Origin of the sequence: Halobacillus alkaliphilus (genome assembly GCF_900113125.1) — a bacterium.
GTDB classification, from domain to species: Bacteria; Bacillota; Bacilli; order Bacillales; family Halobacillaceae; genus Halobacillus; species Halobacillus alkaliphilus.
In genome coordinates this window covers 86,465-111,968 of the sequence record NZ_FOOG01000006.1, presented here as the reverse complement: position 1 = coordinate 111,968, position 25,504 = coordinate 86,465, and the positions used below count along the sequence as shown (strand labels likewise).

Genomic DNA, 25,504 nt, shown 5'->3' with positions numbered 1-25,504 from the left:
TAATTTATTCTAACGGTTTCCTTTAACATATGCCTCACCCAGAGACTTAGGAGCTTCCGCTCGTCCTATAAATCCAGCAAGAGCCAGGATCGTTAGAACGTAAGGGGCAATTAATAAAAATATTTGAGGAACGTCTTCCAATAAAGGCAAACTAGATCCAACAATACTTAAACTTTGGGCTAGTCCAAAGAAAATAGCTGCTCCTAATGCTCCCAATGGATGCCACTTTCCGAAAATAACGGCTGCAAGGGACATAAACCCTTGACCTACAATAGTGGCATGAGAAAAGTTAAGTGCTATGGTTAAAGCGTAAACGGAACCGCCGAGACCACCAAGCGCTCCTGAGATCATAACTGCTACGTAACGCATAGCATAGACATTAATACCATTGGTGTCTGCAGCCATTGGATGCTCTCCAACCGATCTCAGACGTAAGCCAAATGGAGTTTTGTAAATGATGAACCAGGCAGCAAAAGCTAGGATAATCGCTAAATAAGAGGTTAAATACCAGCCTGAGAAAAACAGGTCACCCAGTATTGGAATTTTATTCAGCACAGGGATATCGATGGTATAGAATGGACGATCCACCATATCGGTTTGTCCTTTATCATACCATTGCTTTGTAAGAAACAGACCGACTCCTAAAGCAAGAAAGTTTATGGCCACTCCACTAACCACCTGGTCGGCACGAAAGGTGATTGATGCTACCGCGTGTACCAGTGCAAAGATTGCGGAAACGACCATTGCCACAAAAATCGAAACCCAGGGGGTTGCATCACCAAAAACCTCGTGAAAGGTTAAATTAAACACAATACCTACGAATGCTCCCATAACCATAAGACCTTCGAGTCCTATATTAATAATTCCAGAACGTTCACTAAATACACCACCCAAGGCTGTAAAAATCAGAGGGGATGCAAAGAAAATGGCAGGTGGGATAATTCGAGCAAGAATATCTATGAATTCCATTTATTTCCCCTCCTTTTTAAACCGTAAAATAATCCAGCGGATCATATAGCTTGATGCTACAAAAATAATGATAAGGGCGATGACGATTTCTACTAATTCTGTAGGAACTCCTGCTACGGTAGGCATGTTCAGGGCGCCAATTTTAAGGGTACCGAACAAGAAGGCCGCGAGCACTACCCCAAGCGCCGTGTTTGCTCCAAGAAGAGCCACAGCGATTCCGTCAAAACCGATATTCGTAAATCCTGATTTAACAGACATGTAGCCAAATGTTCCCAATCCTTCCATCGCACCCGCTAACCCTGCGAAAGCTCCTGAGATAACCATTGCAAGCACAATATTCTTGCTTACACTCATCCCCGCATAGTTCGATGCATGCTGATTAAAACCTACTGACCGCAATTCAAAACCTTGGGTCGTTTTATTTAGCAGAAACCACATGACCAGTGCCATAAATAGTGCAATCAATAATCCCCAGTGAAGACGTGAAAAATATGTCATTCCAGCCAACCATTCAGAGGCCAATGAAGCCGTGGGAGCAATAGAATCGGTGCGGTCTTTACCATCTGTTATGACATTTCTAACAATCTCATTTGATAAATATAGTGCGATGTAATTCATCATAATCGTGACAATAACTTCATGGACGCCAAGTTTAGCTTTTAAAATTCCGGGTATAAACCCCCAAAATGCACCTGCTAATGCAGCGGCCAGTACAGCTAACGGAAGGTGAATAATCATAGGTAGTTCAAAAGCTACTCCTACCCATACAGAAGCTACCCAGCCCACAAAGACCTGGCCTTCCACGCCAATATTTAAAAGACCTGTACGAAGAGCAAAGGCGACAGCGAGCCCTGAAAGAATGTAGGGCGTAACCTGTCTCAGGGTTTCGCCTAAGAAATAAGCATCACCAAAAGCACCTGTCCATAAAGCAGCGTAACCTTTCAAAGGATTGTAACCAAACACGAGCATAATAACAGCTCCTGATAATAACCCTAGCAGTACGGATATTATAGGAATTAAGATATTAACTGTTCGATTGGCAAACATTTAGCTTCCACCTGCTTTCTGTGGAGTATTCCCTGCCATCATAAGACCGAGATCCTGTTCATTTGTGTCTTCCGGTTTGACTTCTGAAATAATTCTTCCATCGAACATGACCGCAATTCGATCACTTAAATTCATAATCTCTTCCAGTTCAAAAGATAGTAATAGTACAGCTCTTCCTTTATCGCGTTCCTCAATCAATTTCTTATGAATGAATTCAATTGCTCCAACATCAAGGCCTCTTGTAGGCTGTGCAGCTATAATTAAATCCGGAGAGCGATCTACTTCACGTCCAATAATGGCTTTTTGCTGGTTTCCGCCTGACAGCGCTCTAGCTTTCGTAAAAGCATTAGGAGTTCGCACATCATACTCATCAATTAGTTCTTGAGCTTTTTTGTATATATTCTTAAAATTCATAACCCCTTTTTTGGAAAAAGGCTGTTGATAATAACTTTGAAGAACCATATTTTCCCCAACCGGAAAATCGAGTACCAGCCCGAATTTATGACGATCCTGCGGAATATGAGAGACGCCTGACTGAGTTACTTTTCTAGGTGATAAGTTCGTAATTACTTGATCATGAAGTTTAATACGTCCAGACTCACTTTTTCTCAGACCTGCAATCGCTTCGATGAGCTCAGATTGCCCGTTACCATCAATACCGGCGATCCCGACAATTTCTCCTGCTTTTACTTCAAGATTTAATCCTTTAACCATATCCACACCGCGCACATCTTTTACAAATAAGTCCTTGATGGATAAGAAGGTTTCCTTCGGATTCGCTGGAGTTTTTTCAGTAGAGAAGCTTACTTCACGGCCTACCATCAACGAGGCTAATTCAGTAGGGTTTGTATCGGCTACTTTAACGGTACCGATTCCTTCTCCTTTTCTAATTACGGTGCACCGGTCGCAAACTTCCATTATTTCCTTTAGTTTATGAGTGATCAGAATAATGGATTTCCCTTCTTTAACAAGACTGTGCATAATCCCTATTAGCTCCTTGATTTCCTGAGGGGTCAAAACTGCAGTAGGTTCGTCAAGAATTAATATCTCGGCCCCACGATAAAGCGTTTTTAATATTTCAACCCGCTGCTGCATCCCAACGGAGATGTCACGGATCTTAGCGCCTGGGTCCACATTTAAACCATACCGTTCTGAAAGCTCCTTCACTTCTTTTTCAGCTTTCTTTATATCTACAGTGCCGCCCTTTTTAGGTTCACTACCTAGAACGATGTTCTCAGTTACCGTAAATGTATCAACAAGCATAAAGTGCTGGTGAACCATTCCGATGCCAAGCTTATTGGCTACGTTCGGATCTGTTATTTTAACTTTTTCACCTTTCACCTTTATTTCGCCTTTTTCCGGCTGGTAAAGACCAAATAAAACATTCATTAAGGTAGATTTTCCTGCTCCGTTTTCACCAAGCAAAGCATGGATTTCGCCTTTCTCAACTTGAAGATTTATATTATCATTAGCTACGATTCCCGGAAATTCTTTACGGATGTTAAGCATTTCAATAACGTATTCCATTGCTGCCCTCACTCCTTTTCTATCTTAGATGAATCCATCTACGTTCCAGTCCAAATCCTCTCTTTAAAAATCATCAAATGAAGAGGGCCGGGTTTAACAACTCTTCATTTGATGATTTTTGGTCTATACAGTAAAAAAAAGGCCGGCTTACACCAGCCTTTTTTTATTCTTATAAGGAATTTACATAAGTTTCTAACTCTTCACGAGTACTTGGTACCTCTACATCGCCATTGATAATTTTCTCTTTCCAATCTTCAATAGCTGTAATAATATCGTCTGATAGAGCTTCTTCATTAGTACGTGCCAGGCTGATAGCGTCATCATTCAGTCCGTATTCAATGGTTTCTCCAGCTGGGAATTCACCATTCATGGCCTGGTCAGTCACATCCTGTACGGCAATATCCACCCGCTTCACCATAGAAGTAAGTGTTACATTATCTTCTCCAATTGCACCTTCTTCATGTTGGTCACGATCAACACCAATAACCCATACGTCTTCATCTGGGTTATTTTTCTTAAGGTCTTTGGCTTGAGCAAATACCCCGTTACCCGTTGCACCAGAAGCGTGATAAATAACATCTATTCCTTTAGAATACATATCGGAAGCAATCAATTTCCCATCATCCGGAGCGTCGAACGCCTCTGCATACTGTACATCCACTGTAATGTCAGCATTTACAGATTTAACACCGGCCTCAAAACCAGCTTCAAATTTGTTGATTAAAGCTCCGTCTACTCCACCAACAAATCCAACTTTATTGGACTGGGTTTTCTTTGCTGCGGCCACGCCAGCCAGGAAAGAACCCTGATGTTCTTTAAATAGAATACTCGCAACGTTGTCACCTTCTGCACCAGAGTCCACGATCGCAAAATTTGTATCGGGATACTGTGCGGCAACTTCTTCAATAGCTGGCTGTAATAAGTATCCAATTCCAAAAATTAAGTTATAATCTTGACGAACCAGACGATTCAGGTTTGTCGTATAGTCTGCATCACTTTCTGATTGAGCATAATCAAAACCTTCACCTTTCGACATCCCATTTTCTTCACCAAATGCTTGCAGCCCTTCCCAAGCAGACTGGTTAAACGATTTGTCGTCCACGCCGCCTACATCTGTAACCATAGCTACTGAGAAATCTTCATTATTGCCATTTTCAGAAGAATTTTCCGTGTTGTTCTCACTATCTCCTCCTGAACCCTCTGCTGAGTCTCCTCCATCATCAGAAGCACCACATGCTCCAAGAACTAAACCAATGACTAATAAGAGTGAAAAAACTAAAAGAAAACGACGATTTTTAAACAAAATAACTCCCCCTAATTTATTAAGTTTGACGCCTGAAACCCTTTGGAGTGTTTCTTTTACCCTTTTTCAGCAAGCCTCACCTCCCAAAAATAGCCATTGGTACACACTATTGAAAACGCTTACACTCTTTTTCTTAAAACATGGAAACTGAATTTGTCAGCCCTAAAGTAATTGGAAGACAGCAGCATTGGTTCATCATCCACTGTGTAATGCATTTGTTTTAATAAAAGTAAAGCTTGTTCTGGTTCGCAATTCAAGATAGGTGAAATTCTTTCATGATAACCAATAGGTTCGATGTGAGTGACCGCATAGTTGATCGATTTCCCTGTGTATGCTTCAAGGATTCCAAACATAGAGTCTGCTTCACGAACTTGGTCAATGGGCAGAAGTCCCTCAGGAATTTTATCAATGCAATAAACGACCGGTTCCTCGTCTGCTGTGCGGACACGCTCCACTTTTGCTAAATTATGTAGATCCAGAACAGCGAATCGTTTACGGTCTTCTATAGTAGCCTCCACAAGTTCAGCTGTTAGGTACTGCGTCCCTGGACGCATGCCCGACTTTGCAATCATCCCTGTTACACTATCAAGTTCCTCTATTCCAGAAGTAAAAAGCGGCTTAGGATTAACAAATGTCCCCACGCCATGTCTTCTAGTTACAACTCCCTCTTCTTCCAGGATTCGAAGCGCTTCTCTCAATGTCGCTCTTGAAACTCCAAGAGATTTGGATAATTGAAACTCAGAGGGTAATTTCTGCTTTTCGATGAAGATACCGTTTTCAATATCTTTTTTTATCTGTTCAATCACCTGCAAGTACAGATGACGTGTATCATGCTTTATGGACATTATTTACACCCCAAGTCTATTAAACTACAATAAGTGATCTGACATCTGACGTTTGACACATCATAATTTTTAATTAATATAACACTATTCTGTAAATAAATAAATAGAGTTAGGACATTTTTCTGTTTTGTCCTAACTCTATTTATGACTTAATGACTATTTTCAACTATATTAGCTGCTATGATGATCAATTAAGAAGACTGTTCTTCCGATACTTGTGAGACGAGTACAGACCTTGGCTTACTTCCTTCATAGGGCCCCACTATTCCATTATCTTCCATAGCATCAATTAACCGGGCAGCTCGTGTGTAGCCTACCCTGAATCTTCGCTGAATCATAGATACACTGGCACTCTGCATCTCAATGACCATCTGTACCGCTTCAGGATAAAGATCATCATCTACTTCCTGCTTCACTTCATTTTCTTCTTCAGGAATCATCTCTTCCTGATATTGAGCTTTCTGCTGTTCTACGCAGAAATCGACCACACGTTCCACTTCTTCATCTGAAAGAAAAGCTCCCTGTACCCTGGTTGGCTTATTAGATCCAACCGGCGTAAAGAGCATATCCCCTCGTCCTAACAGTTTCTCGGCACCTCCTGAATCCAAAATAGTTCTGGAATCTGTTTGAGAGGATACGCTAAAGGCAATTCGGGAGGGAATGTTAGCTTTAATGACCCCTGTAATAACATCCACAGAAGGACGCTGAGTAGCGATAATTAAATGAATGCCGGCTGCACGTGCCATTTGAGCCAATCGGGTAATTGCGTCTTCCACTTCGTTAGACGCAACCATCATTAAGTCAGCCAGTTCATCTACCAGTACAACGATATAAGGAAGCTGAGGCTGTGTATCTTCACTTTCTTTATTATGTTTTTTTATATATTCGTTATAACTTTCTATATTTCGAGTACCTGTTTCTGAAAACAAATCATAACGGCGTTCCATTTCTGATACAACTTTTTTAAGTGCACGTGACGCTTTTTTAGGATCAGTTACCACTGGAGCCAGTAAATGAGGAATCCCATTATATACATTTAACTCTACTTTTTTCGGATCGATCATCATCATTTTTACTTCGTGAGGTTTCGCTCGCATTAAAATGCTTGTAATAATCCCATTAATACACACACTTTTACCACTGCCTGTGGCTCCAGCTACAAGCAAGTGAGGCATCTTGTTTAACTCGGACATAACGGCCTCACCGGAGATATCTCTGCCGAGAGCAAAACCTAATTTTGCTTCTGTGTTGGACTTCCCTGTTTCCAAAACTTCTCTCAAAGAAACCATGGATATTTCCTGATTAGGAACTTCAATTCCTACAGCAGACTTCCCGGGAATGGGAGCTTCAATACGAATATCCTTAGCTGCAAGTGCCAGTGCCAGGTCATCATTTAAATTAACTATTTTACTTACTTTAACACCGGTATCTGGATAAACCTCATACTTCGTAACAGCGGGACCAACATGTACTTTGGTCACTTTCGCTTTGACCCCGAAACTCTGAAATGTTTTTTCAAGTTTGCGAACCGTTGCCTGAATGTGGGAACGACCCTGACTTTGAGGACTCGAAGTGGGTTCATCCAAAAGCTCCATACTAGGTAGTTGATAATCGAAATTTTCTAATTCAGCGGTCGGCATAGATTTCTCCAGACCGGGTTCCTCTCCCTCATTATCTTCTTTAGGAGAAGTATTTTCGGATAATTGACTTTCCGTTTTATCTTCGTTTGCGTATGCATGATCTGTAAAGTCCTGAATAATCGGTTCAACTGAATTTTCATATTCACTAGTCTCAGGCTCATTCATTTCAATAACCGTTGTTTCTTCAGGTTGTTCTCGTTGGGATTTTTTTTCTTTAGGATGAGCTTTTGATTCTTTAATACGCTTAACCTGGTCCTGTAATATGTCTTTTCCTTTGTTTCCAATTACGCTTACGAAGTTGCCAATAGACCATTCACTAATAAATATGATCCCGATTAAAAATAGGAAAAACGATAAAATAGCAGCTCCAGTACCCGAGAAAAGAAAATAGGTTATGGATAGCAGAAAAGCCCCGGAAAGTCCGCCGCCGATACTATAGAAAGACAACTCGCCCCGCATCATTCCGGTAATCCGTTCCCAGGTCATAGCTAAAATCGAACCTTCACCTGCTGCCAGTTCATCGGATAAAGTTTCTAAGTGAGTAAACAATAATAGCGAGACAAATACAATATATACTCCAATTAAACGTTTATGTAGGAAAGACGGCCAACTCCTCTTAACCATTAAGAAGACACCAAGTATTAGAAAAAATAGTGAAGCTACAAAATACCAGACCCCGAAGAAAAACTGCCAGATACGCTCAAGTCCCCCGGGCACAGCTCCATCGCTGATAGCTGAAGCTCCACTTCCAAAGACAGCAATTAAGATAAACAGTAGTCCCATTAATTCAAATTTAACTTGCTGTTTTAATCCAGATTGTTTTTTCTTAGATTTTGAAGAAGATTTTCTTTTTCTTGCCATTAAATAGACACCTCCATATTAGTTGTTTTTACTTCTGCACATCGGAGCAGCCTGTAATTCATCTATGCATACCAATTAGTTTCAAAGAATAATAGAAGCAACTTGAAAAGAGAAGGATGCCGACTGTCTCTTCTGAGAAGGAGAAGAAAACATGTTCGACATCCTGACTAGCCATTATTATTATACCACATGAAAAGTGTGTGTTACGAGTCCAACCATTGTCCCGGCTGTAGGGAAGGATCCATATAATGCGCTGGATCCGTAGATAAAACTTGCACAATTTGTTTTTTTCCATCGCCCATATCCTGACATTTTACAGAACACTTTTTGTCCTGATTGTAAATAATTTGCTGCTCTTTTTCATGGGAAGGGAAAATATCGTATTCACTAAGCGGTGTATAATGAATCATTGAACGACCTTCTTCTCATTTTCTTTATTATGATCAATTAATTCATTCAGTTTACTCATTGCTTCTTTTACTCCGCCTACAGCATTGATAAGACCATGGTCTACGGCTTGTTGACCGACCACGTTTGTGCCTATATCGCGTGTAAGATTCCCTTTTGCAAACATGAGCTCTTTAAATTTCTCCTCGTCCACATTGGAATGTCTGGTAACAAAATTAACCACTCGATCCTGCATCTTATCCATGTATTCAAATGTTTGCGGGACTCCTATGACTAGTCCGGTCATACGGATCGGATGAATGGTCATAGTAGCTGTTTCAGCAATAAATGAATAATCAGCGGAAACAGCAATTGGAACGCCAATGGAATGCCCTCCACCGAGAACGATGGAAACAGTAGGTTTAGATAAAGAAGCAATCATTTCAGAAATCGCAAGTCCCGCTTCCACATCTCCACCCACAGTATTTAATAGTACGACTAATCCTTCGATTTTTGGATTTTGCTCAATTGCTATAAGCTGGGGAATCATATGTTCATATTTCGTAGTTTTGTTTTGAGAAGGCAGTTGGACGTGACCTTCAATTTGACCAATTATCGGAAGCACATGAATATTGGAATCAGCCGGCTGAGGTACATTGGATTGACCAAGCTGCTGGATCTTATCAACAATGGACGATTGCCCTTTGGATTTATCCTTTTCCTGTTCTTGAGGAGATTCTTTCATAAGGTAGGGCTCCTTTCGCTCTTTTCACGTAGTATGACTCAAGCATGCTGCTCTCATACATGTGATTAACTTAAAAGAACTCATCCCTATCCTGCTAATAAAGAAACCGAAAAGGGATCACACTCCCTTTTCGGTTTAATTTGACTTTACCTTATTTATAATCTGATGAATGGACTGGAGATCTTTATCTGACAAAGGGAGTAAAGGTAAGCGAACTCCTCCGGTATCGATTCCAATCATCTTTAAAGCTGCTTTCACCGGTGTAGGAGAGGGTGCACTAAACATCCCCTTCATTAAGGGCAGGAGTTTTCGGTGAAGAGCAGCAGCTTCCTTATCCTTTCCTTCTTCATAAAGCTTAAGCATTGTCTGCATTTCATTTCCAATAATATGGCTGGAAACAGAGATAATGCCATGAGCTCCGATTGCGTATGAAGGCAGTGTAAGGTTGTCATCGCCACTATATAACGAGAAAGAATCGTCTGTTCGCGAAATAATTTCAGACATTCCGTCCAAATCTCCCGTCGCTTCCTTCACAGAAACAATATTATTAATATGGGAAAGAGATACAACAGTATCTGGAGTCAGCCGAACGACCGATCTTCCCGGAACATTGTAGATCATTACGGGTAAGTCAATAGCTTCCGCAATGGTTTTAAAGTGTTGATAAAGCCCTCTTTGGTCCGGTTTATTATAATAAGGAGCTACCAGCATGACTGCGTCGACCCCTGCTTCTTCTGCCCGTTTGGATAGATGAATGGAATTATCTGTACTGTTGCTTCCAGAACCCGCAATCACGGGAACGCGCCCATTAACTGCATGAACCACGTGTTTCCAAAGTTCAACTTTTTCTTCCGCTGAGAGAGTGGGCGATTCACCGGTCGTACCAGCTACCACTAATCCATCTGTTCCGTTCGCTAATAAATAATCGATCAGAACCGTTGTCTTTTTAAGATCAATCTTTCCATGATTATCAAAAGGGGTAACCATGGCTGTTAGGACTTTCCCGAAATTCATGATGTTCTTTCCCCTTTCACCGTTTCTACGTTGAGCTGGAAAGATTCGTGAAGCGCATTAACCGCCTGAACAAGGTCCTCTTCTTTAATCAGCACCCATATTGTTGTATGGGAGTCGGCTGACTGGAGAATCTGGATTCCGGAGTCTGTTAGAGACTGAACGATTTTAGCTGTAACGCCAGGAAAACCGGCAATCCCCGCTCCTACCGTAGAAACTTTTGCACACTTTTCTTTTATTTCAGGTTCATACCCTAAATCCTCAAGAATGCTGACCGCTTTTTTTGTATAAATATGATTGATGGTATAAATGACACCGCTTGGAGAAATGTTGATGAAGTCAACTGAAATGTTGGCAGCAGCCATGGATTTGAATACATCGGATTGTAATTTTGAAGGATCTTTTTTTGAGAGAACTTTTATTTGAGTCAGTCCCATCATGTGGGCGATTCCCGTCACAACGCGATCGGAAATATCTTTACCCGCAGGGGGTTCCTTTATTCCAGTAACAAGAGTTCCTGGCAGGTCTAAATAGGTTGAACGAACACGAATAGGTACCTTAGCGTACATGGCAATTTCAACGGCTCTAGGATGGATAACCTTCGCTCCTTGGTAGGCTAAATTACAGATTTCATTATACGTAATCACATTTAAAGCCCGAGCAGATGTAACCACACGTGGGTCTGCCGTCATAATTCCTTCTACGTCGGTAAATATATCAATGAACTCAGCTGATAATGCCGCTCCAAGTGCTGCAGCGGAAGTATCGCTGCCTCCTCGGCCGATCGTAGTCGTTTCCCCTTTATCCGTCTGTCCCTGAAAACCGGCCACTACTACAACGTCATGAGATTCAAGCTCTTTATATATTCTTGCCGGATTCATCCGAGTAATTTTGGCTCTTGTAAAATCGTCATTCGTTAAAAACCCTGCCTGTGCTCCTGTTAAAGAAACAGTTGAAATCCCTACATTCAGTAACTCATGTGTAAAAACAATGGAGGAGATCGTCTCCCCGCACGACATCAGGAGATCTTGTTCTCGCTCTGAAACCAGAGTGTCTGGATAATTTATCAAACTTAAGATTGTATCTGTCGCATAGGGGCTTCCTTTCCTCCCCATTGCAGACACGGTAACGACCACTTTATATCCATCATGAAGGGCTTTTTTGACATGAGTGATGGCCCGGGACCTGCTTTCCCGATCCCGGACCGAAGTTCCTCCAAATTTTTGTACAAGCAGCTTCATTCGGCCACCTCAACTCATAAAAAGTTTACAGCCATTGATTAGCAACTATTCGCTCTGCAATTTGAACTGAATTCCATGCGGCCCCTTTTAAGAGGTTATCGGAGACTACCCATAGATGGAACCCGCGGTCTTCATCCAAATCTTTGCGAATGCGTCCAACAAATACATCCTTTTTTTCAGCAGAACTTAATGGAGTTGGATAGGTTTGTGTAGCAGGGTCATCCTGCAGAACAATACCTGGCGCTTCCGCTAATAGACTCTGGATTTGTTCCACGGATACATCGTCTTGTTCTACCTCAATATATACACTCTCCGCATGAGATGTGAAAATCGGTAAACGAACACACGTGGCTGCAACAGATAACTTTGGCATATGCATGATTTTCTTGGTTTCATTAATCATTTTCATTTCTTCAAATGTATATCCATTATCTTGAAAAACATCAATTTGCGGCAGGGCATTAAAGGCAATCGGGTAATGCTTTTCATCTCCTTTAGCAGGTAAAATATTAGCTTCAAGCTCTTCCCCGTTTAGGAACGCCTGAGATTGTTCTCTCAGTTCATCATTAGCTTCATTTCCAGCACCTGAAACGGCCTGGTAGGTGGAAACGATCACCCGATTAATCCCCAATGATTTCCTGATAGGTTCCAAAGCAGCGACCATTTGAATTGTGGAACAGTTAGGATTGGCTATGATGCCTTTATGGTTTTTAATGTCTGATTCATTCACTTCGGGAACGACAAGAGGCACGTCTTCAGCCATGCGGTATGCGCTAGTATTATCGATGACTACAGCACCTTTTTTTACGGCTTCCGGGGCTAGCTTTTTTGAAACAGATCCACCAGCGGAAAACAGTGCAATGTCTATATCTGTAAAACTTTCAGGAGTTGCTTCTTCAACCACGTACTCTTTTCCTTTAAATGTGGTTTTCAGACCGGCAGAGCGGCTGGAGGATAGAAGTTTTAATTGGTTAATTGGAAAGTTTCGATCTTCAAGTGTTTCAAGCATCTTTTGACCGACAGCTCCCGTAGCACCTACTACAGCAACGTTATATGTGTTGGATTTGCTCATAATTAGTAACCCCTTTTCTTTATTTATTATTAGAATAGTTGAATTTGTCACTATTTTTGCTATTTTATCATATTACCACAGTCAGTTGGCGCGAAACAGGAAAATTACTCTTTATAACGTTCAATTAAAACTGGCTGAAGCTGTTTTCCTTCAATCGCTTTCTCAATCGTCTTCGGAATAAGTGTCATGTCTGCTACTAAAGAATTTGGTTTCTTATATGGATGGTCCTGGCCTAGCGGAACAAAATAAATATTTTTCGTGGCCATCAAACGCATCACATTTACACCATTTAGTCCTAGCGCATCGTTTGTTGAAATGGCTACGACTACAGGATTTTCATTTCTAAGAGTAGCTTTTGCAGCCATTAATACAGGAGAATCCGTTAGTGCATTAGCAAATTTACTGGTAGAATTACCTGTCATAGGAGCGATTACCATACAGTCAAGCGGGCGTTTAGGCCCGAGTGGTTCAGCGTCTGGTATGGTCATGATCGGTTTCTCCCCGGTAATCTCTTCAATCGTCTTCAAGTGATCGGCAGCATCTCCAAAACGAGTATCCGTTTTTTGAACGGTATACGATAAAATTGGAACTACGATCGCTCCTAAACTTACAAGCTCACGCATGACCGGAAATACTTCGTGATACGTACAATGAGAACCAGTCAGACCGAACCCTATTGTTTTGCCATTTAAACTATGAGTCATGATCGATCTCCTTTCTAATGTTCTTACTTAATAAGCGATAGACGACATCAGCGATGATCTGCCCCGCCGTTTTGGGGGCTACAATACCAGGGAGACCGGGGGCAAGAATAGCCTTGATTCCTCTTTTATCTGCATAGGAGAAGTCGGTTCCCCCTGGTTTGGAAGCAAGATCAAGAATTAAAGCATGGGAAGGAAGCTGCTTTATCAAAGAAGCGTCCACAACAAGGTGAGGAATAGTATTTAGCAGAATATCACATTCAAGGTCGAAGTCTTGAATGTTTGTCATGTCAATCGGAGTTAAGCCCATCTCATAAACCCTTGCCGCACTTTTAGAAGATCTCACACCTACGGACACCTTAGCCCCAAGGTGATCAAATGTTCTGGCAAGCCCCATGCCTACGCGTCCTAATCCAAGAACGATAACTTTCGATCCATGAATAGTGAAATCCGTATGCTGAATCACCAGCATGAGTGTACCTTCCACAGTGGGGATGGAGTTAAATATAGCGACATCGTCACGATCCATCAATGGAATAAGTGATCGATTCACACGTTTGGTTAATTCATTTAAATAGTTATTTGAAATCCCTGTAAAAATCAAGCAATGTTCAGGGGTCTTCTTCAGCCAATCTTCCGATATTGATATCAGACGGTTTGAAAAAATCCCGTCCACATTCCCTTCTTCATCCATTCCAGGAATGGGGAGGATGATCGCATCCAATTTTTTTACCTGATCACTTTCAAAGTCAAGGTCGATTGCTTCAGTAAAACTTTCATTCAACTGATTGAAGCCGGCTATATAAACAGTTGCATCCCAACCATTCAGTCTTCGAATGATTTCGATCTGTCGGGCATCGCCCCCTATAACCGCTACATGAAATCCTGTCAGCATGCCGGATGTCTCCTTTTTTCTATGATCTCATCTCCTTGTATCCTATGCCGTATCATGCAGTTAGTGAAAGCAAATCAATGGGGGTCTTTCTAAGAGATAATAATCACTAAAAAAACCATCTTATGCAATCGTTAAGATGGTTTTTTGCATTCACTTTAAGGGGTGATTTGCCTTGAGTTTAATGTAATTGTCTGGATTTCTACAACTCTCGCCACTAGAAGGTGGCTAAAAGCCCATAGCAATACGAAACGGATTCCTGCCAGCTCAGAAGCATGCTTTAGAATCCCCATTTAAACGCTATTTTTCAATAAAATCGTATCTTCGCCAATCGTCTCGATCTGTTCCCAATCAATGATTAATTCTTTTCTAGCAGGACCGATGCCTGTGATTCCATTGTTTTGAATAACAATAGACTGTATTTTACCTGTGCCCGGATCAAATATAAGGTCCGCTCTTCCGAGTACACCCAGTTTTTGGCCGTTTTCTACATCAATTACTTCTTTTTTAGCTAGTGATTTTAACCTCATCATGATCCACCCTTTCCTTAACGTTCTTCACTGAGCAGTGTCGGAAGAGAACCGATCCGGTAATTTTCTTTCTTAATCGATTCAATAAGATCAGGCAGACTGGCGGCAGTAACTTCTGTAGGATGCATTAAAATAGTAGCTCCATTATGAAGGCGTCCCATCACTCGGTTCACCAGAACGTCTTGAGTCGGTCTTTTCCAGTCAATGGTATCCACAGTCCACAGCACAGTTTCCATTCCCATCTCGTGAGCTGCTTCAACCGCCGCCATGTTATAACTGCCTGACGGGGGTGCAAAGTATTTAACTTTCGTCTTGGTCAGTGCAAATAACCATTCATCAGCTTGTTCCAGATTTTTTCTTGCCTCCTCTTTCGTCATCCGCCCCATATCTTTATGGTTATACCCATGAGTGCCAATTGTGTGCCCTTCTTCTTCAATCATTTGAACCAGTTCATTAAATGTTTGGGCAAATGCTCCGTCAATGAAGAACGTAGCCTTCACCTGATGCTTATTGAAAGTTTCAATCATATCAGGAATATATTCTTCGCCCCAGGATACATTGATGAGAAATGAAACCATTGGCTTCTCCGGATGCCCCCTGTAGATAGGAGAAGGAGGAAGATCACTCAATGAAACCTTAGGTTTAATCAGCTTAAACACGAGAAGTTTTGGATCAAACCTCCCTTTTTCCTTCATCTTTAAATATGAAGCTTCCACATCCACAGAACGACCAATAATACCAGGGGTTTTCTTCCATACAGAGTCAATTCGTGCATCTTCAGCTTTCCATTCATAATTACTTTTTTTCTCTTCAATCTTTTGGTAAAGAGCATCACTTCCTGAAACCGGAGCTTCAGTCCTGCCAGCTGTCAGATAAGCCAGTCCAACTCCTGCAATGAAAAAAATAACCATAAAAAAAAGTCCAACTTTTCTTACTTTCATAACATCCACTCCTAAAAAAAGTGTATGAAAGTAAAAAACTAGTTAGACCTTTACAACGAAAAAAAGAAACTGGCAAGCCAGCATCTTTATTTCATTTAAATTGGAGCTACTGCTCAGTGTTAGCTTCCTGTTTTTTCTTCTCTTCTACAAGAATTGCTTTACGGGAAAGATTGATTCGTCCCTGATTATCAATTTCTTTGACTTTGACTTTAATAATGTCACCCATAGAGACAACATCCTCAACTTTACCGATACGCTCTTCCGCCATTTCAGAAATGTGCACGAGACCTTCTTTCCCTTTGAATAACTCTACAAAGGCTCCGAATTTCTCAATGCGCTTGACTTTACCATCGTAAACTTCGCCTGCTTCTACTTCGCGAACGATGTCTTCAATTATTTTCTGTGCATTAGCATTCATATCAGCGTCCGTAGAAGATATAAAGACGGTTCCATCCTGTTCGATATCGATTTTCACACCAGTGTCTTCGATAATCTGATTAATTTGTTTTCCGCTTGGTCCAATAACATCACGGATTTTATCAGGATTGATTTTCATTGTCATAATCTTCGGAGCATACTGAGAAAGACCGCTTCGGGTTTCTGGCAGTGTTTCAAGCATATGACCCAGAATTTCCATACGGCCTTTTTTAGCTTGACCTAGTGCTTCTTCAAGAATTTCACGGGATAATCCTTCGATTTTAATATCCATTTGAAGAGCCGTTACACCTTTTTCAGTACCAGCTACTTTAAAGTCCATATCTCCAAGTGCATCTTCCATTCCCTGGATATCCGTCAATATCGTATAATCATCGCCTGATTTAACAAGACCCATGGCAATTCCAGCTACCGGTGCTTTAATAGGAACACCTGCATCCATCATGGCCAGTGTACTAGCACAAATACTTGCTTGTGATGTAGAACCATTAGATTCCAGAACTTCTGATACGAGACGAATTGTGTAAGGAAATTCAGTTTCTGATGGAATTACTACTTCAAGAGCACGCTCACCTAAAGCACCATGTCCAATTTCACGGCGGCCAGGTCCACGGATAGGACCAGTTTCGCCCACTGAGAATTTTGGAAAGTTATAATGGTGCATGAAACGCTTGGATTCTTCTAAATCCAGTCCATCTAAAATTTGAACATCACCTAAGGCACCTAAGGTACATACACTAAGAGCCTGGGTTTGTCCTCTCGTAAACAACCCTGAGCCATGCGTCCGAGGGAGTAAACCTACACGGGAAGTCAAGGAGCGAATTTCATCAACGCCTCTTCCATCTGGTCGAACTTTATCCTTCGTGATTAAACGGCGCACTTCGGTTTTTACGATATTCTCAAGAATCGCCCCAACCTGTTTGATCGTTTCCTCATCGGCTTCTTGTTCTTCATATGAAGCAATTACGTCACTTTTGGCCTGTTCAATCGCATCTTCTCTGGCTTTTTTCTCTTCTGTTTTAATGGCAGAAACGATGGAAGCTGTTGCTTCTTCTTCAACTTTTTGTTTCAGTTCCGATTCAAGATCGAACAACTGGACTTCCATTTTTTCACGGCCGACAGCTGCAATAATTTCTTCCTGAAACTCAACCAATCGTTTAATCTCTTCATGCCCAAACATAATTGCTTCTAACATGTCTGCTTCTGGAACTTCCTGAGCCCCTGCTTCTACCATGTTGATCGCATCTTTCGTTCCGGCTACTGTTAAATCAATATCACTTTTCTCTTGTTCTTCCACAGTAGGGTTAATAACAAATTCGCCGTCTACTCGTCCCACAATAACCCCGGCGATAGGTCCTTCAAAAGGAATGTTAGATATGCCAAGGGAAATAGACGAACCAAGCATCGCTGCCATTTCTGACGAGCAATTCTGATCCACACTCATCACCGAGCTGATGACTTGAACATCATTACGGAAACCTTCAGGAAATAGAGGACGAATTGGACGGTCGATCAAACGGGAAGCCAAGACAGCTTTGTCACTCGGACGTCCTTCTCGCTTAATAAAACCTCCTGGGATTTTACCAACCGCGTATAAACGCTCTTCATAATTAATTGTTAACGGGAAAAATGGAAGGTCCTTCGGTTCTTTGGACCCCGTTGCTGTAGAAAGAACGGTTGTATCTCCATAATGGATAAGTGCGGCACCATTAGCTTGCTTCGCTAATTCGCCTACTTCTACAGAAAAAGTACGGCCGGCCACATCAATTGAAAACACTTGCTTTTCATCTGCCATATAAAACTTAACTCCTCTCAAAAATAACTCATTAGTACAAGTAAGGGTTTACACTCAGTTTACACCCTTATGTATGTAAACATACAGAAAAAGCGGGAATACTCCCGCTTTTTCTACCATCATTAACGACGCAAGCCAAGACTTTTAATTAAATCACGGTAACGTGTAATGTCATTATTACGCAGGTAGTTCAATAGGTTACGGCGTCTACCTACCATTTTAAGCAAGCCACGACGAGAGTGGTGGTCCTGCTTGTGAGTACGCAAATGCTCATTCAATGCATTAATCTTAGCTGTAAGTACAGCAATCTGTACATCAGAAGATCCTGTGTCATTGTCATGAGTCTTGTACTCATTGATTAGTTCTTGTTTACGTTCTTGTGTGATAGCCATTATAGCTACACCTCCTGAAAAAATTTAAAATTCCCATTCCCCGAGCGGACGTCGGAGTTACGTTCCGCCAAGCGAAGGTTCCATAGTAAAGAGTACAATTTTTGAAGGCAAAATGCAAGGATAACCTTTAACCTATGCGAAAAAACTGACGGATATCCTCTTTGGCTTTTTCCCTTTGCCTGCTTTGTTCACTCAATTGATCAGAGAGATTTTCTTCTCTAATCAGTTGATGAAAATAAACGATAAACTCTGCATGGACATTAGAGACTGGATTTTCAAGGAAATGAAGATAAATTTTCTGATTCATTGATTCACTTCTTGGAAGCTCATCGTCCTCAATGATCGCCATCCCTTTGTAGTCCCTGTGATCATCCGAGATCGTTACAGCATAAATACCAGGGCGAGGAAGGTAATATGAAGAGCTGATATCAATGGAAAAGCACGTTTCCGATGTCTTTCTACTTCTTTCTCCTCTAACTGAGAACTTACGCCCCAAAAGCTTCTGAACTTCAGAGACATTCCCTTCATCAAGTAAGGCACGTATTCTTGTAGAACTTACTTTATCCTCATCCTGGGCAACTTTTCTAACTACTGTATGAGTGAACCGTCCCTTAGCATGTTCAGGAAGTGTTTCCATTGATCCCTTTCCTTTATGACCATAACTGAAATCATATCCTGCTACGACGTGCTCCACTTTTAAACTAGCAAAATATTCATCTACAAATGATTGAGGAGATAATGCAGCAAGATCTTTATCAAAATGAATGATGAATAAATAATCTACTCCCATATCTTCAAGAATCTCCTCTTTTTCTTTAAGGGGAGTAATGTAGTGGGCATGCTGTTTTTCTTTCTTTAAAACTACTGAAGGATGAGGATCAAAGGTCATTACTGCACTTTTTAAGCTTAATTCCTGCGCTTTGTTTATAGCCGTTCTAATTACTTGCTGATGCCCCTTATGGATCCCGTCAAAGAAACCAACCGCTGTCACGTTTGGCTCCAATTCTATTGAGTCCGAGGACGATTGCGACAGACGAAACGTTTTCAATTCACTCACCTGCTTTATTACTTATTATTAAAAGACTCGTAAGGGCTTTACATATCCAGCCTTGGTTGGGTGCTGCTGATATATGGCTAACGCTTCTTCTCCACACAGGACTAAAAAGTTATCCGCATCAAGATGTTCAGGTTTGTCTAATACCCTTCCATGTTGAATCAGCGGCTTCATATCTTCCGTTACCTTCCAAGCTGGCATATGAGAAAGCCCTCTTTTAATCGGTAATAGCAGCTCGTGATGCTTATGTTCATCCACTTTACGTTGAATTTCTTCAAATCGATAACACTCTTCCTCGGAAATATCAGCTGTTTTCGTACGGACAAGGGAAGACATATGAGAAGGATACCCAAGTGCTCGTCCCAAATCCGCACAAAGCGTTCGGATATAGGTTCCTTTTGAACATACAACCCGAATAGAAAAAGAAGCAGTTTCTTCTTCAAACACTAAATCACGACTCGTGACGTCTATTTGTTCAATCCTGACCTGACGTTTCGGTCTTTCGACTTCAAGGCCTTCTCTAGCATACTCATACAACTTCTTCCCTTTTACTTTAACAGCTGAATACATAGGAGGAATCTGAATAATATCCCCCTCGAAAGAAGCTAATTCTTTTTTAATTTTTTCTAAATTAAGTGAAGGGCTTACTACTTTTCTCTCGATTATCTCCCCTTCAGAATCTTCTGTTGCTGTGGAGTACCCAATCCTCACTGAAGCTTCATATACCTTGCTCGTATCTGTCAAAAAAGGAACGATTTTCGTAGCTTTTCCTACACATAAAGGTAATACTCCTTCTACTTCTGGATCAAGCGTTCCCGTATGACCAATTTTTTTAGTTTTTAACATCCCTCTAGCTTTACTTACACAATCATGGGAAGTAAATCCTTTAGGCTTCCATAATGGAAGAATCCCATCCATGAAACCACCTCAAAGTAAGTTTTTATACACATAGAATCCGTGCTGCAAGAGCACGGATTCGTCATAATTTCAGCTATCTGTGTCATTCAAATCGCGAAGAATCGTTTCAATACGGTTCCCTCGTTCAATCGCCTCATCAAACTCAAACATAATTTCTGGAGTCTTACGAAGACGAATACGCTGACCGATCTCAGAGCGTATGAACCCTTTAGCTTTGGCTAACCCAACGAGGGTATCATGTTTTTGTTTTTCATCTCCTAATACAGAAATGTAAACTTTAGCTTGCTGCAAATCGCCAGTGACTTTTACTTCTGTCACTGTAACAAAGCCCACACGCGGGTCCTTGATTTTTTTACCGATAATATCGCTTAATTCTTTTTTCATTTGTTCTCCGACACGATTAGCACGTAAATCATTCATAACTTCTTCACCTCTTCTGAACGAACGTTATAGCCATTCCAGAACGGTTTCCGTTCTTTCCAGTTCTGGAAAAGAATCAATGAAGGAGAGGGTCCTTTGAATGGTTTGTTCGGCTATAACCTTATCACTGGCTATCGTAACTAAACCGATACATGTGCGCTGCCAGAGATCCTGATAATCAAGTTCACTTACAGCTACATTGAATTCGTTTTGAATCCTTGTTTTCACACGCTTGAGGACCGACCTTTTTTCCTTCAGCGACTGAGCATCATAAATGATGCACTCGATCTCAGCACTCAAAATCACGTGCGTTCGATTTCCTGCATTTCATATGGCTCAATAATATCTCCGACTTTAATATCGTTAAAGTTCTTAATCGTAATTCCACACTCGTATCCTTGCTGGACTTCCTTCGTATCATCTTTGTAACGTTTAAGAGCATCGATTTCCCCGTCAAATATAACGACTCCATCGCGGATAATACGTACTCCGGAGTTACGGGATATCTTTCCATCGGTTACATAAGAACCGGCTATTGTGCCGACCTTGGAAACTTTGAAGATTTCACGGACTTCAACTTGACCTATGATCTTCTCTTCATATTCAGGATCAAGCATTCCTTTCATGGCTGCTTCAATCTCTTCCATAACTTTATAGATAATGTTATGAAGACGAATCTGTACATCTTCAGATTCAGCAGCTTTTCGGGCATTTCCATCTGGACGAACATTGAATCCGATAATAATCGCATTCGAAGCAGCAGCCAGGGCAACGTCCGATTCTGTTATAGCGCCCACCCCAGTATGGATGATTTTAACTTTAACGCCTTCAACATCAATTTTCTCAAGAGAACCTGCAAGAGCTTCTACAGAACCTTGAACATCACCTTTAACTATCAAGTTGATATCTTTAATATCCCCTTGTTTGATTTGTTCAAACAAATCGTCCAGGCTGACTTTAGCTGTAGAGCTCCGATTTTGTTCAAGAGCCTTCTGAGCGCGTGCTTCGCCGATAGAGCGTGCTTTCTTCTCATCTTCAAATACGAGGAAGCGGTCGCCTGCTTGAGGTACATTATTTAAGCCAGTTATTTCTACAGGAGTTGACGGGCCTGCTACTTTCACACGGCGTCCAATATCATTAACCATGGCACGTACACGTCCGTAAGTATTTCCAACTACTACGGAATCACTTACATTAAGCGTTCCATTTTGTACGAGAAGGGTTGCAACAGGGCCACGACCTTTGTCTAGCTCTGCTTCAATAACCGTACCATACGCAAGACGGTCAGGATTGGCTTTCAACTCTTCCATTTCAGAAACGAGGACAATCATTTCAACTAATTCGTCGATTCCTTCTCCTTGAACGGCAGACATTTTCACAAAAATGGTTTCTCCACCGTAGTCTTCAGCAATTAATTCATACTCCATTAATTCCTGCATGACGCGATCAGGATTTGCCCCTTCTTTATCCATCTTGTTAACTGCAACGATAATAGGAACTCCAGCCGCTTTTGCATGGCTGATGGCTTCCTTCGTCTGTGGCATAACGCCGTCATCCGCTGCTACTACTAAGATGGCAATATCCGTAACCTGAGCACCACGGGAACGCATGCTGGTAAAGGCAGCGTGACCTGGTGTATCAAGGAAGGTAATTTGTTTCTCATCGTGTTCGATTTGATAAGCACCGATATGCTGTGTAATTCCGCCAGCTTCTCCTTCAGTTACTTTCGTATGACGAATTTGATCGAGCAACGTAGTTTTACCATGGTCTACGTGACCCATGATGGTTACGACAGCTGGGCGTTCTTTCAAGTCTTCAGGATTGTCATCAAATGTCATGTTTTCAATATCCGTTTCGTCAACGATCACTTCTTCTTCTACTTCCACATTAAATTCATCACAGATCAATTCAATGGAATCAGGCTCAAGCTCCTGATTTTTTGTAGCCATTACACCAAGAAACATTAATTTTTTGATGATTTCAGAAGAATCTTTGTTTAGCTTTTCAGCCAGCTCTCCTACCGTTAAACTTCCAGAAAATGTAACTTTTTCTGGAGTTTGTTTTTTCTGCTTTTTCTGTGGAGTCTGCTGCTGGTTGGAAGACTTTTGATTTTTCTGGTTTTTATTCTTATTGTTTTTCTGGTTTTTCTGATTTGGTTTTTGCTGCTTGTTAGATGGTTTATTATTCTTCTGGCCATCCGTCTTTTTGGCTTCAGTATTTGGCTGATTCTTGCCAAAAGCCTGATCCAATTGTTTCGCCACATCATCCTCTACAGTTGACATGTGGTTGGAAACTTCAACATTCATCTTTTTCAACTGCTCAATTACTTGTTTGCTAGCTAATTCATTTTTCTTGGCATATTCATATACGCGCATTTTAGTCATATATATCTTCACCCCCGAATAGATTCATCGAGTAGCGATTGCAACTTTTTCGCAAATCCTTGGTCAAGAACTGCGATCGCGACTCTCCCTGCCTTTCCGATGGCTTGTGATAGTGTTTCCCGATCATCCACCATATAGCAAGGTATATCATAAAAGCTGCATTTATCTGTCAGCTTTTTTTTTGTTTGTTTTCCTGTGTCAGAAGCGATAAGAACGATTTTTGCTCTGTTTTTCTGGATATCCCGAACAATCGCTTCTTCTCCAAGTGTACACTTTCCGGCTCCGAAAGCTAAACCTAATAAATTTAAATAACGTTTGTTCATTTTTCGTCTGCCTTAATTGCAGTTTTTAGTTCTTCATAAACGGCTGCGTCTACGGATGTATTCAAATGGCGATTTAACACCTGGTTTTTTTCTGCTTTTTCTATAACATCAAGGTCTCTTGAGAGGTATGCTCCTCGTCCGTTTCTTTTACCGGATTCATCCACAAAGACTTCTCCTTCTTTATTTCGGACGACCCTGATTAACTGTTTCTTTGGGTACATTTCCTGAGTAACTATACACTTTCTGAGTGGTTGTTTTTTAGAACGGGCCATAAGTACCCCTCCTTACTCATCAAACAATTCATCTTCTATTTCTTCGTCAACATCAGTATGGTCACTTTCATCAAGCAGACCCTGATCCCGTGCTTCACTTTCACTCTTAATGTCAATCTTCCAGCCAGTTAACTTCGCTGCAAGGCGTGCATTCTGCCCACGTTTACCTATTGCAAGTGATAGTTGATAATCAGGAACGATAACCGTTGTAGCTTTTTCTTCTTCGTCAACAAGAACTTCTACAACTTTGGAAGGACTCAGGGCGTTAGAAACATATTCAACCGGATCTTCCGACCACTGAACAATGTCAATTTTCTCACCCTTTAATTCATTAACGATAGCCTGTACACGCTGTCCACGCTGGCCAACACAAGAGCCGACAGGATCAATTTCCTGGTCTTCAGCATACACAGAGATTTTTGAGCGGTCCCCAGCTTCACGTGCCACAGATCGTACTTCTACGGTGCCGTCATAAATCTCCGGAACTTCCATTTCAAATAATCGCTTCAAAAGTCCTGGATGTGTGCGGGAGACATAAATGTGAGGTCCCTTGTTACTATTTTCCACCTTCGTAACAAACACTTTTAAACGATCATGAACTTCATAAGTTTCTGTTGGCATTTGTTCACCTTCAGGCAGTCTTGCTTCAATTTTTCCAAGGTTTACGTACACGAAACGTGGGTCTTTCCGCTGAATAATGCCAGTCATGACATCTTCCTCACGATCAACATATTCACCATATATAATACCGCGCTCAGCTTCGCGTACACGCTGAGTCACTACTTGTTTCGCTGCCTGAGCTGCAATACGTCCGAAATCCATAGGTGTAACTTCAACTTCAATGACGTCTTCTTCTTCATAGTTAGGATCAATTTCTTTCGCGCTTTCTAAAGAAATTTCCTGCTGGGGATCCATTACTTCATCCACAATTGTTTTTCTGGCAAATACTTTCATGCTGCCTTCATCTTCATTAATATCTACCCGAACATTGGTGGCTGAATTAAAGTTCTTCTTATAGGCAGAAATTAACGCAGCTTCAAGTGCTTCCAACAACAAACCTTTGTCGATGCCCTTTTCCTTTTCTAAATAATTCATGGCATCAAATAGTTCACTACTCAACAGTTTTCTCCCCCTTAGTTAAACGTGACAGCCAGATTCGCTTTAGCAATTTTGCTGAATGGTACTTCCAGCTGTTTCTTTTTTGTTTTTATTCGAATTTCCACTATTGCTGTTTCATTCTCAAAAGAAACGAGCGTTCCTTCGAACTCTTTTTCTTGATCAATGGGTTCGTATAATTTCATATATACATGTTCGCCTACATACTTTTTAAAATCTTCTTGAGTTTTTAAAGGTCTCTCAGCTCCGGGTGAGGCTACTTCTAAAAAGTATGGAAACTCAATAGGGTCTTCTTCATCAAGTTTTTCACTCAGTTTTTCAGAAACCTGTCCACACTCTTCAATATCTACGCCTTCAGGTTTATCGATAAAGACACGAAGGTACCAGTTCTTCCCTTCTTGTTTATACTCGACCTCTACCAACTCCAGGTTCATATCTTCCAAAATTGGCTGCACGAGCTTTTCTGTAACGGCTGTTACATGATGATGACTCATGATCTTCCCTCCTTTAAAAACACTTTCATACATTTTAATTTAGTATGGCATTCAATCATTGATTTCATTTCAATTCTGCTTAACCGATGAAGACTAAAGAAGGTCCACGAGAAACCGCTATGAATTAAATCATAGCGGTCGAGTCACACGGGCTTGAAGTCTCTAATGGTTCCGGTTTCTTGACAATCA

The 25,504-nt window shown here is 41.2% G+C and carries 26 protein-coding genes; all 26 read right to left on the bottom strand.

Annotation, left to right across the window (positions count from 1 at the left end; translation table 11 throughout):
• Positions 1–9: 9 nt before the first annotated feature.
• Complete coding sequence (locus BMZ06_RS05755; RefSeq protein WP_089751003.1) at positions 10–969, bottom strand: ABC transporter permease; 960 nt, start codon at positions 967–969, stop codon at positions 10–12.
• Positions 970–2,016 (bottom strand): ABC transporter permease, encoded by a 1,047-nt coding sequence (locus BMZ06_RS05750; RefSeq protein WP_089751001.1) that lies wholly within the window; start codon positions 2,014–2,016, stop codon positions 970–972. It abuts the gene before it with no gap.
• Positions 2,017–3,543, bottom strand: coding sequence for an ABC transporter ATP-binding protein (locus tag BMZ06_RS05745; RefSeq protein WP_089750999.1), 1,527 nt, complete (start codon positions 3,541–3,543; stop codon positions 2,017–2,019). It lies immediately after the preceding gene.
• A 169-nt stretch (positions 3,544–3,712) separates the two neighbouring features.
• A complete protein-coding gene (locus BMZ06_RS05740) occupies positions 3,713–4,846 on the bottom strand; it encodes a BMP family lipoprotein (RefSeq protein WP_089750997.1) in 1,134 nt (377 codons plus the stop codon).
• A 119-nt stretch (positions 4,847–4,965) separates the two neighbouring features.
• Complete coding sequence (locus BMZ06_RS05735) at positions 4,966–5,691, bottom strand: GntR family transcriptional regulator (RefSeq protein ID WP_089750994.1); 726 nt, start codon at positions 5,689–5,691, stop codon at positions 4,966–4,968.
• Between the two features lie 191 nt (positions 5,692–5,882).
• On the bottom strand, positions 5,883–8,192 hold the full coding sequence (locus tag BMZ06_RS05730) for an FtsK/SpoIIIE family DNA translocase (protein WP_089750992.1): 2,310 nt from the start codon (positions 8,190–8,192) through the stop codon (positions 5,883–5,885).
• 203 nt (positions 8,193–8,395) lie between these two features.
• Complete coding sequence (locus BMZ06_RS05725; RefSeq protein WP_014643333.1) at positions 8,396–8,602, bottom strand: YlzJ-like family protein; 207 nt, start codon at positions 8,600–8,602, stop codon at positions 8,396–8,398.
• The gene (locus tag BMZ06_RS05720) at positions 8,599–9,324 is read right to left on the bottom strand and encodes a ClpP family protease (protein ID WP_089750990.1); all 726 of its coding nucleotides are present in this window, start codon (positions 9,322–9,324) and stop codon (positions 8,599–8,601) included. Before BMZ06_RS05720 ends, BMZ06_RS05725 begins: the two co-directional genes overlap by 4 nt.
• Positions 9,325–9,459: 135 nt before the next feature.
• Positions 9,460–10,341 (bottom strand): 4-hydroxy-tetrahydrodipicolinate synthase, encoded by an 882-nt coding sequence (dapA, locus tag BMZ06_RS05715; protein WP_089750988.1) that lies wholly within the window; start codon positions 10,339–10,341, stop codon positions 9,460–9,462.
• Complete coding sequence (gene dapG, locus BMZ06_RS05710) at positions 10,335–11,576, bottom strand: aspartate kinase (RefSeq protein WP_089750986.1); 1,242 nt, start codon at positions 11,574–11,576, stop codon at positions 10,335–10,337. Before dapG ends, dapA begins: the two co-directional genes overlap by 7 nt.
• Before the next feature lie 25 nt (positions 11,577–11,601).
• The gene (asd, locus tag BMZ06_RS05705; RefSeq protein WP_089750984.1) at positions 11,602–12,648 is read right to left on the bottom strand and encodes an aspartate-semialdehyde dehydrogenase; all 1,047 of its coding nucleotides are present in this window, start codon (positions 12,646–12,648) and stop codon (positions 11,602–11,604) included.
• A gap of 104 nt (positions 12,649–12,752) precedes the next feature.
• Positions 12,753–13,352 carry a dipicolinate synthase subunit B gene (locus BMZ06_RS05700; protein ID WP_089750982.1) on the bottom strand — a complete coding sequence of 200 codons (600 nt, stop codon included), beginning with the start codon at positions 13,350–13,352 and terminating at the stop codon, positions 12,753–12,755.
• On the bottom strand, positions 13,342–14,244 hold the full coding sequence (gene dpaA, locus BMZ06_RS05695; RefSeq protein ID WP_089750980.1) for a dipicolinic acid synthetase subunit A: 903 nt from the start codon (positions 14,242–14,244) through the stop codon (positions 13,342–13,344). Before dpaA ends, BMZ06_RS05700 begins: the two co-directional genes overlap by 11 nt.
• 290 nt (positions 14,245–14,534) lie before the next feature.
• Positions 14,535–14,771 carry a YlmC/YmxH family sporulation protein gene (locus BMZ06_RS05690; protein WP_245755959.1) on the bottom strand — a complete coding sequence of 79 codons (237 nt, stop codon included), beginning with the start codon at positions 14,769–14,771 and terminating at the stop codon, positions 14,535–14,537.
• A gap of 17 nt (positions 14,772–14,788) precedes the next feature.
• Positions 14,789–15,712, bottom strand: a complete 924-nt coding sequence (locus BMZ06_RS05685; RefSeq protein WP_089750975.1) for a polysaccharide deacetylase family protein — start codon at positions 15,710–15,712, stop codon at positions 14,789–14,791.
• Positions 15,713–15,818: 106 nt separating this feature from the next.
• On the bottom strand, positions 15,819–17,942 hold the full coding sequence (pnp, locus tag BMZ06_RS05680; protein ID WP_089750972.1) for a polyribonucleotide nucleotidyltransferase: 2,124 nt from the start codon (positions 17,940–17,942) through the stop codon (positions 15,819–15,821).
• A gap of 122 nt (positions 17,943–18,064) precedes the next feature.
• Complete coding sequence (rpsO, locus tag BMZ06_RS05675) at positions 18,065–18,334, bottom strand: 30S ribosomal protein S15 (protein ID WP_014643322.1); 270 nt, start codon at positions 18,332–18,334, stop codon at positions 18,065–18,067.
• A gap of 127 nt (positions 18,335–18,461) precedes the next feature.
• Complete coding sequence (locus BMZ06_RS05670; RefSeq protein WP_175477807.1) at positions 18,462–19,382, bottom strand: riboflavin kinase; 921 nt, start codon at positions 19,380–19,382, stop codon at positions 18,462–18,464.
• A gap of 27 nt (positions 19,383–19,409) precedes the next feature.
• Positions 19,410–20,306, bottom strand: coding sequence for a tRNA pseudouridine(55) synthase TruB (gene truB, locus BMZ06_RS05665; RefSeq protein WP_089750968.1), 897 nt, complete (start codon positions 20,304–20,306; stop codon positions 19,410–19,412).
• Positions 20,307–20,375: 69 nt separating this feature from the next.
• Positions 20,376–20,726: a 30S ribosome-binding factor RbfA gene (gene rbfA / locus BMZ06_RS05660; protein WP_089750966.1), complete on the bottom strand. Its 351-nt coding sequence runs from the start codon at positions 20,724–20,726 to the stop codon at positions 20,376–20,378.
• A gap of 27 nt (positions 20,727–20,753) precedes the next feature.
• Entirely contained in the window at positions 20,754–21,032 is a 279-nt protein-coding gene (locus BMZ06_RS05655; protein WP_014643318.1) for a DUF503 domain-containing protein, read from the bottom strand.
• Positions 21,029–23,110: a translation initiation factor IF-2 gene (gene infB / locus BMZ06_RS05650; RefSeq protein WP_089750964.1), complete on the bottom strand. Its 2,082-nt coding sequence runs from the start codon at positions 23,108–23,110 to the stop codon at positions 21,029–21,031. The genes BMZ06_RS05655 and infB overlap by 4 nt, the downstream gene beginning before the upstream one ends.
• A gap of 8 nt (positions 23,111–23,118) precedes the next feature.
• On the bottom strand, positions 23,119–23,433 hold the full coding sequence (locus BMZ06_RS05645) for a YlxQ family RNA-binding protein (protein ID WP_014643316.1): 315 nt from the start codon (positions 23,431–23,433) through the stop codon (positions 23,119–23,121).
• Positions 23,430–23,705 (bottom strand): RNase P modulator RnpM, encoded by a 276-nt coding sequence (gene rnpM / locus BMZ06_RS05640; RefSeq protein ID WP_089750962.1) that lies wholly within the window; start codon positions 23,703–23,705, stop codon positions 23,430–23,432. Before rnpM ends, BMZ06_RS05645 begins: the two co-directional genes overlap by 4 nt.
• 12 nt (positions 23,706–23,717) lie before the next feature.
• On the bottom strand, positions 23,718–24,824 hold the full coding sequence (gene nusA / locus BMZ06_RS05635; protein WP_089750960.1) for a transcription termination factor NusA: 1,107 nt from the start codon (positions 24,822–24,824) through the stop codon (positions 23,718–23,720).
• Positions 24,825–24,838: 14 nt separating this feature from the next.
• A complete protein-coding gene (rimP, locus tag BMZ06_RS05630) occupies positions 24,839–25,315 on the bottom strand; it encodes a ribosome maturation factor RimP (RefSeq protein WP_089750959.1) in 477 nt (158 codons plus the stop codon).
• Positions 25,316–25,504: the final 189 nt, after the last annotated feature.

Bases quoted from the DNA above. Each gene is read 5' to 3' on its own strand.
- BMZ06_RS05755 (WP_089751003.1), bottom strand. From the start codon at position 969: ATGGAATTCATAGATATTCTTGCTCGAATTATCCCACCTGCCATTTTC.
- BMZ06_RS05750 (WP_089751001.1), bottom strand. From the start codon at position 2,016: ATGTTTGCCAATCGAACAGTTAATATCTTAATTCCTATAATATCCGTA.
- BMZ06_RS05745 (WP_089750999.1), bottom strand. From the start codon at position 3,543: ATGGAATACGTTATTGAAATGCTTAACATCCGTAAAGAATTTCCGGGA.
- BMZ06_RS05735 (WP_089750994.1), bottom strand. From the start codon at position 5,691: ATGTCCATAAAGCATGATACACGTCATCTGTACTTGCAGGTGATTGAA.
- BMZ06_RS05730 (WP_089750992.1), bottom strand. From the start codon at position 8,192: ATGGCAAGAAAAAGAAAATCTTCTTCAAAATCTAAGAAAAAACAATCT.
- BMZ06_RS05725 (WP_014643333.1), bottom strand. From the start codon at position 8,602: ATGATTCATTATACACCGCTTAGTGAATACGATATTTTCCCTTCCCAT.
- BMZ06_RS05720 (WP_089750990.1), bottom strand. From the start codon at position 9,324: ATGAAAGAATCTCCTCAAGAACAGGAAAAGGATAAATCCAAAGGGCAA.
- dapG (WP_089750986.1), bottom strand. From the start codon at position 11,576: ATGAAGCTGCTTGTACAAAAATTTGGAGGAACTTCGGTCCGGGATCGG.
- asd (WP_089750984.1), bottom strand. From the start codon at position 12,648: ATGAGCAAATCCAACACATATAACGTTGCTGTAGTAGGTGCTACGGGA.
- BMZ06_RS05700 (WP_089750982.1), bottom strand. From the start codon at position 13,352: ATGACTCATAGTTTAAATGGCAAAACAATAGGGTTCGGTCTGACTGGT.
- dpaA (WP_089750980.1), bottom strand. From the start codon at position 14,244: ATGCTGACAGGATTTCATGTAGCGGTTATAGGGGGCGATGCCCGACAG.
- BMZ06_RS05690 (WP_245755959.1), bottom strand. From the start codon at position 14,771: ATGAGGTTAAAATCACTAGCTAAAAAAGAAGTAATTGATGTAGAAAAC.
- BMZ06_RS05685 (WP_089750975.1), bottom strand. From the start codon at position 15,712: ATGAAAGTAAGAAAAGTTGGACTTTTTTTTATGGTTATTTTTTTCATT.
- pnp (WP_089750972.1), bottom strand. From the start codon at position 17,942: ATGGCAGATGAAAAGCAAGTGTTTTCAATTGATGTGGCCGGCCGTACT.
- rpsO (WP_014643322.1), bottom strand. From the start codon at position 18,334: ATGGCTATCACACAAGAACGTAAACAAGAACTAATCAATGAGTACAAG.
- truB (WP_089750968.1), bottom strand. From the start codon at position 20,306: ATGGATGGGATTCTTCCATTATGGAAGCCTAAAGGATTTACTTCCCAT.
- rbfA (WP_089750966.1), bottom strand. From the start codon at position 20,726: ATGAATGATTTACGTGCTAATCGTGTCGGAGAACAAATGAAAAAAGAA.
- infB (WP_089750964.1), bottom strand. From the start codon at position 23,110: ATGACTAAAATGCGCGTATATGAATATGCCAAGAAAAATGAATTAGCT.
- BMZ06_RS05645 (WP_014643316.1), bottom strand. From the start codon at position 23,433: ATGAACAAACGTTATTTAAATTTATTAGGTTTAGCTTTCGGAGCCGGA.
- rnpM (WP_089750962.1), bottom strand. From the start codon at position 23,705: ATGGCCCGTTCTAAAAAACAACCACTCAGAAAGTGTATAGTTACTCAG.
- rimP (WP_089750959.1), bottom strand. From the start codon at position 25,315: ATGAGTCATCATCATGTAACAGCCGTTACAGAAAAGCTCGTGCAGCCA.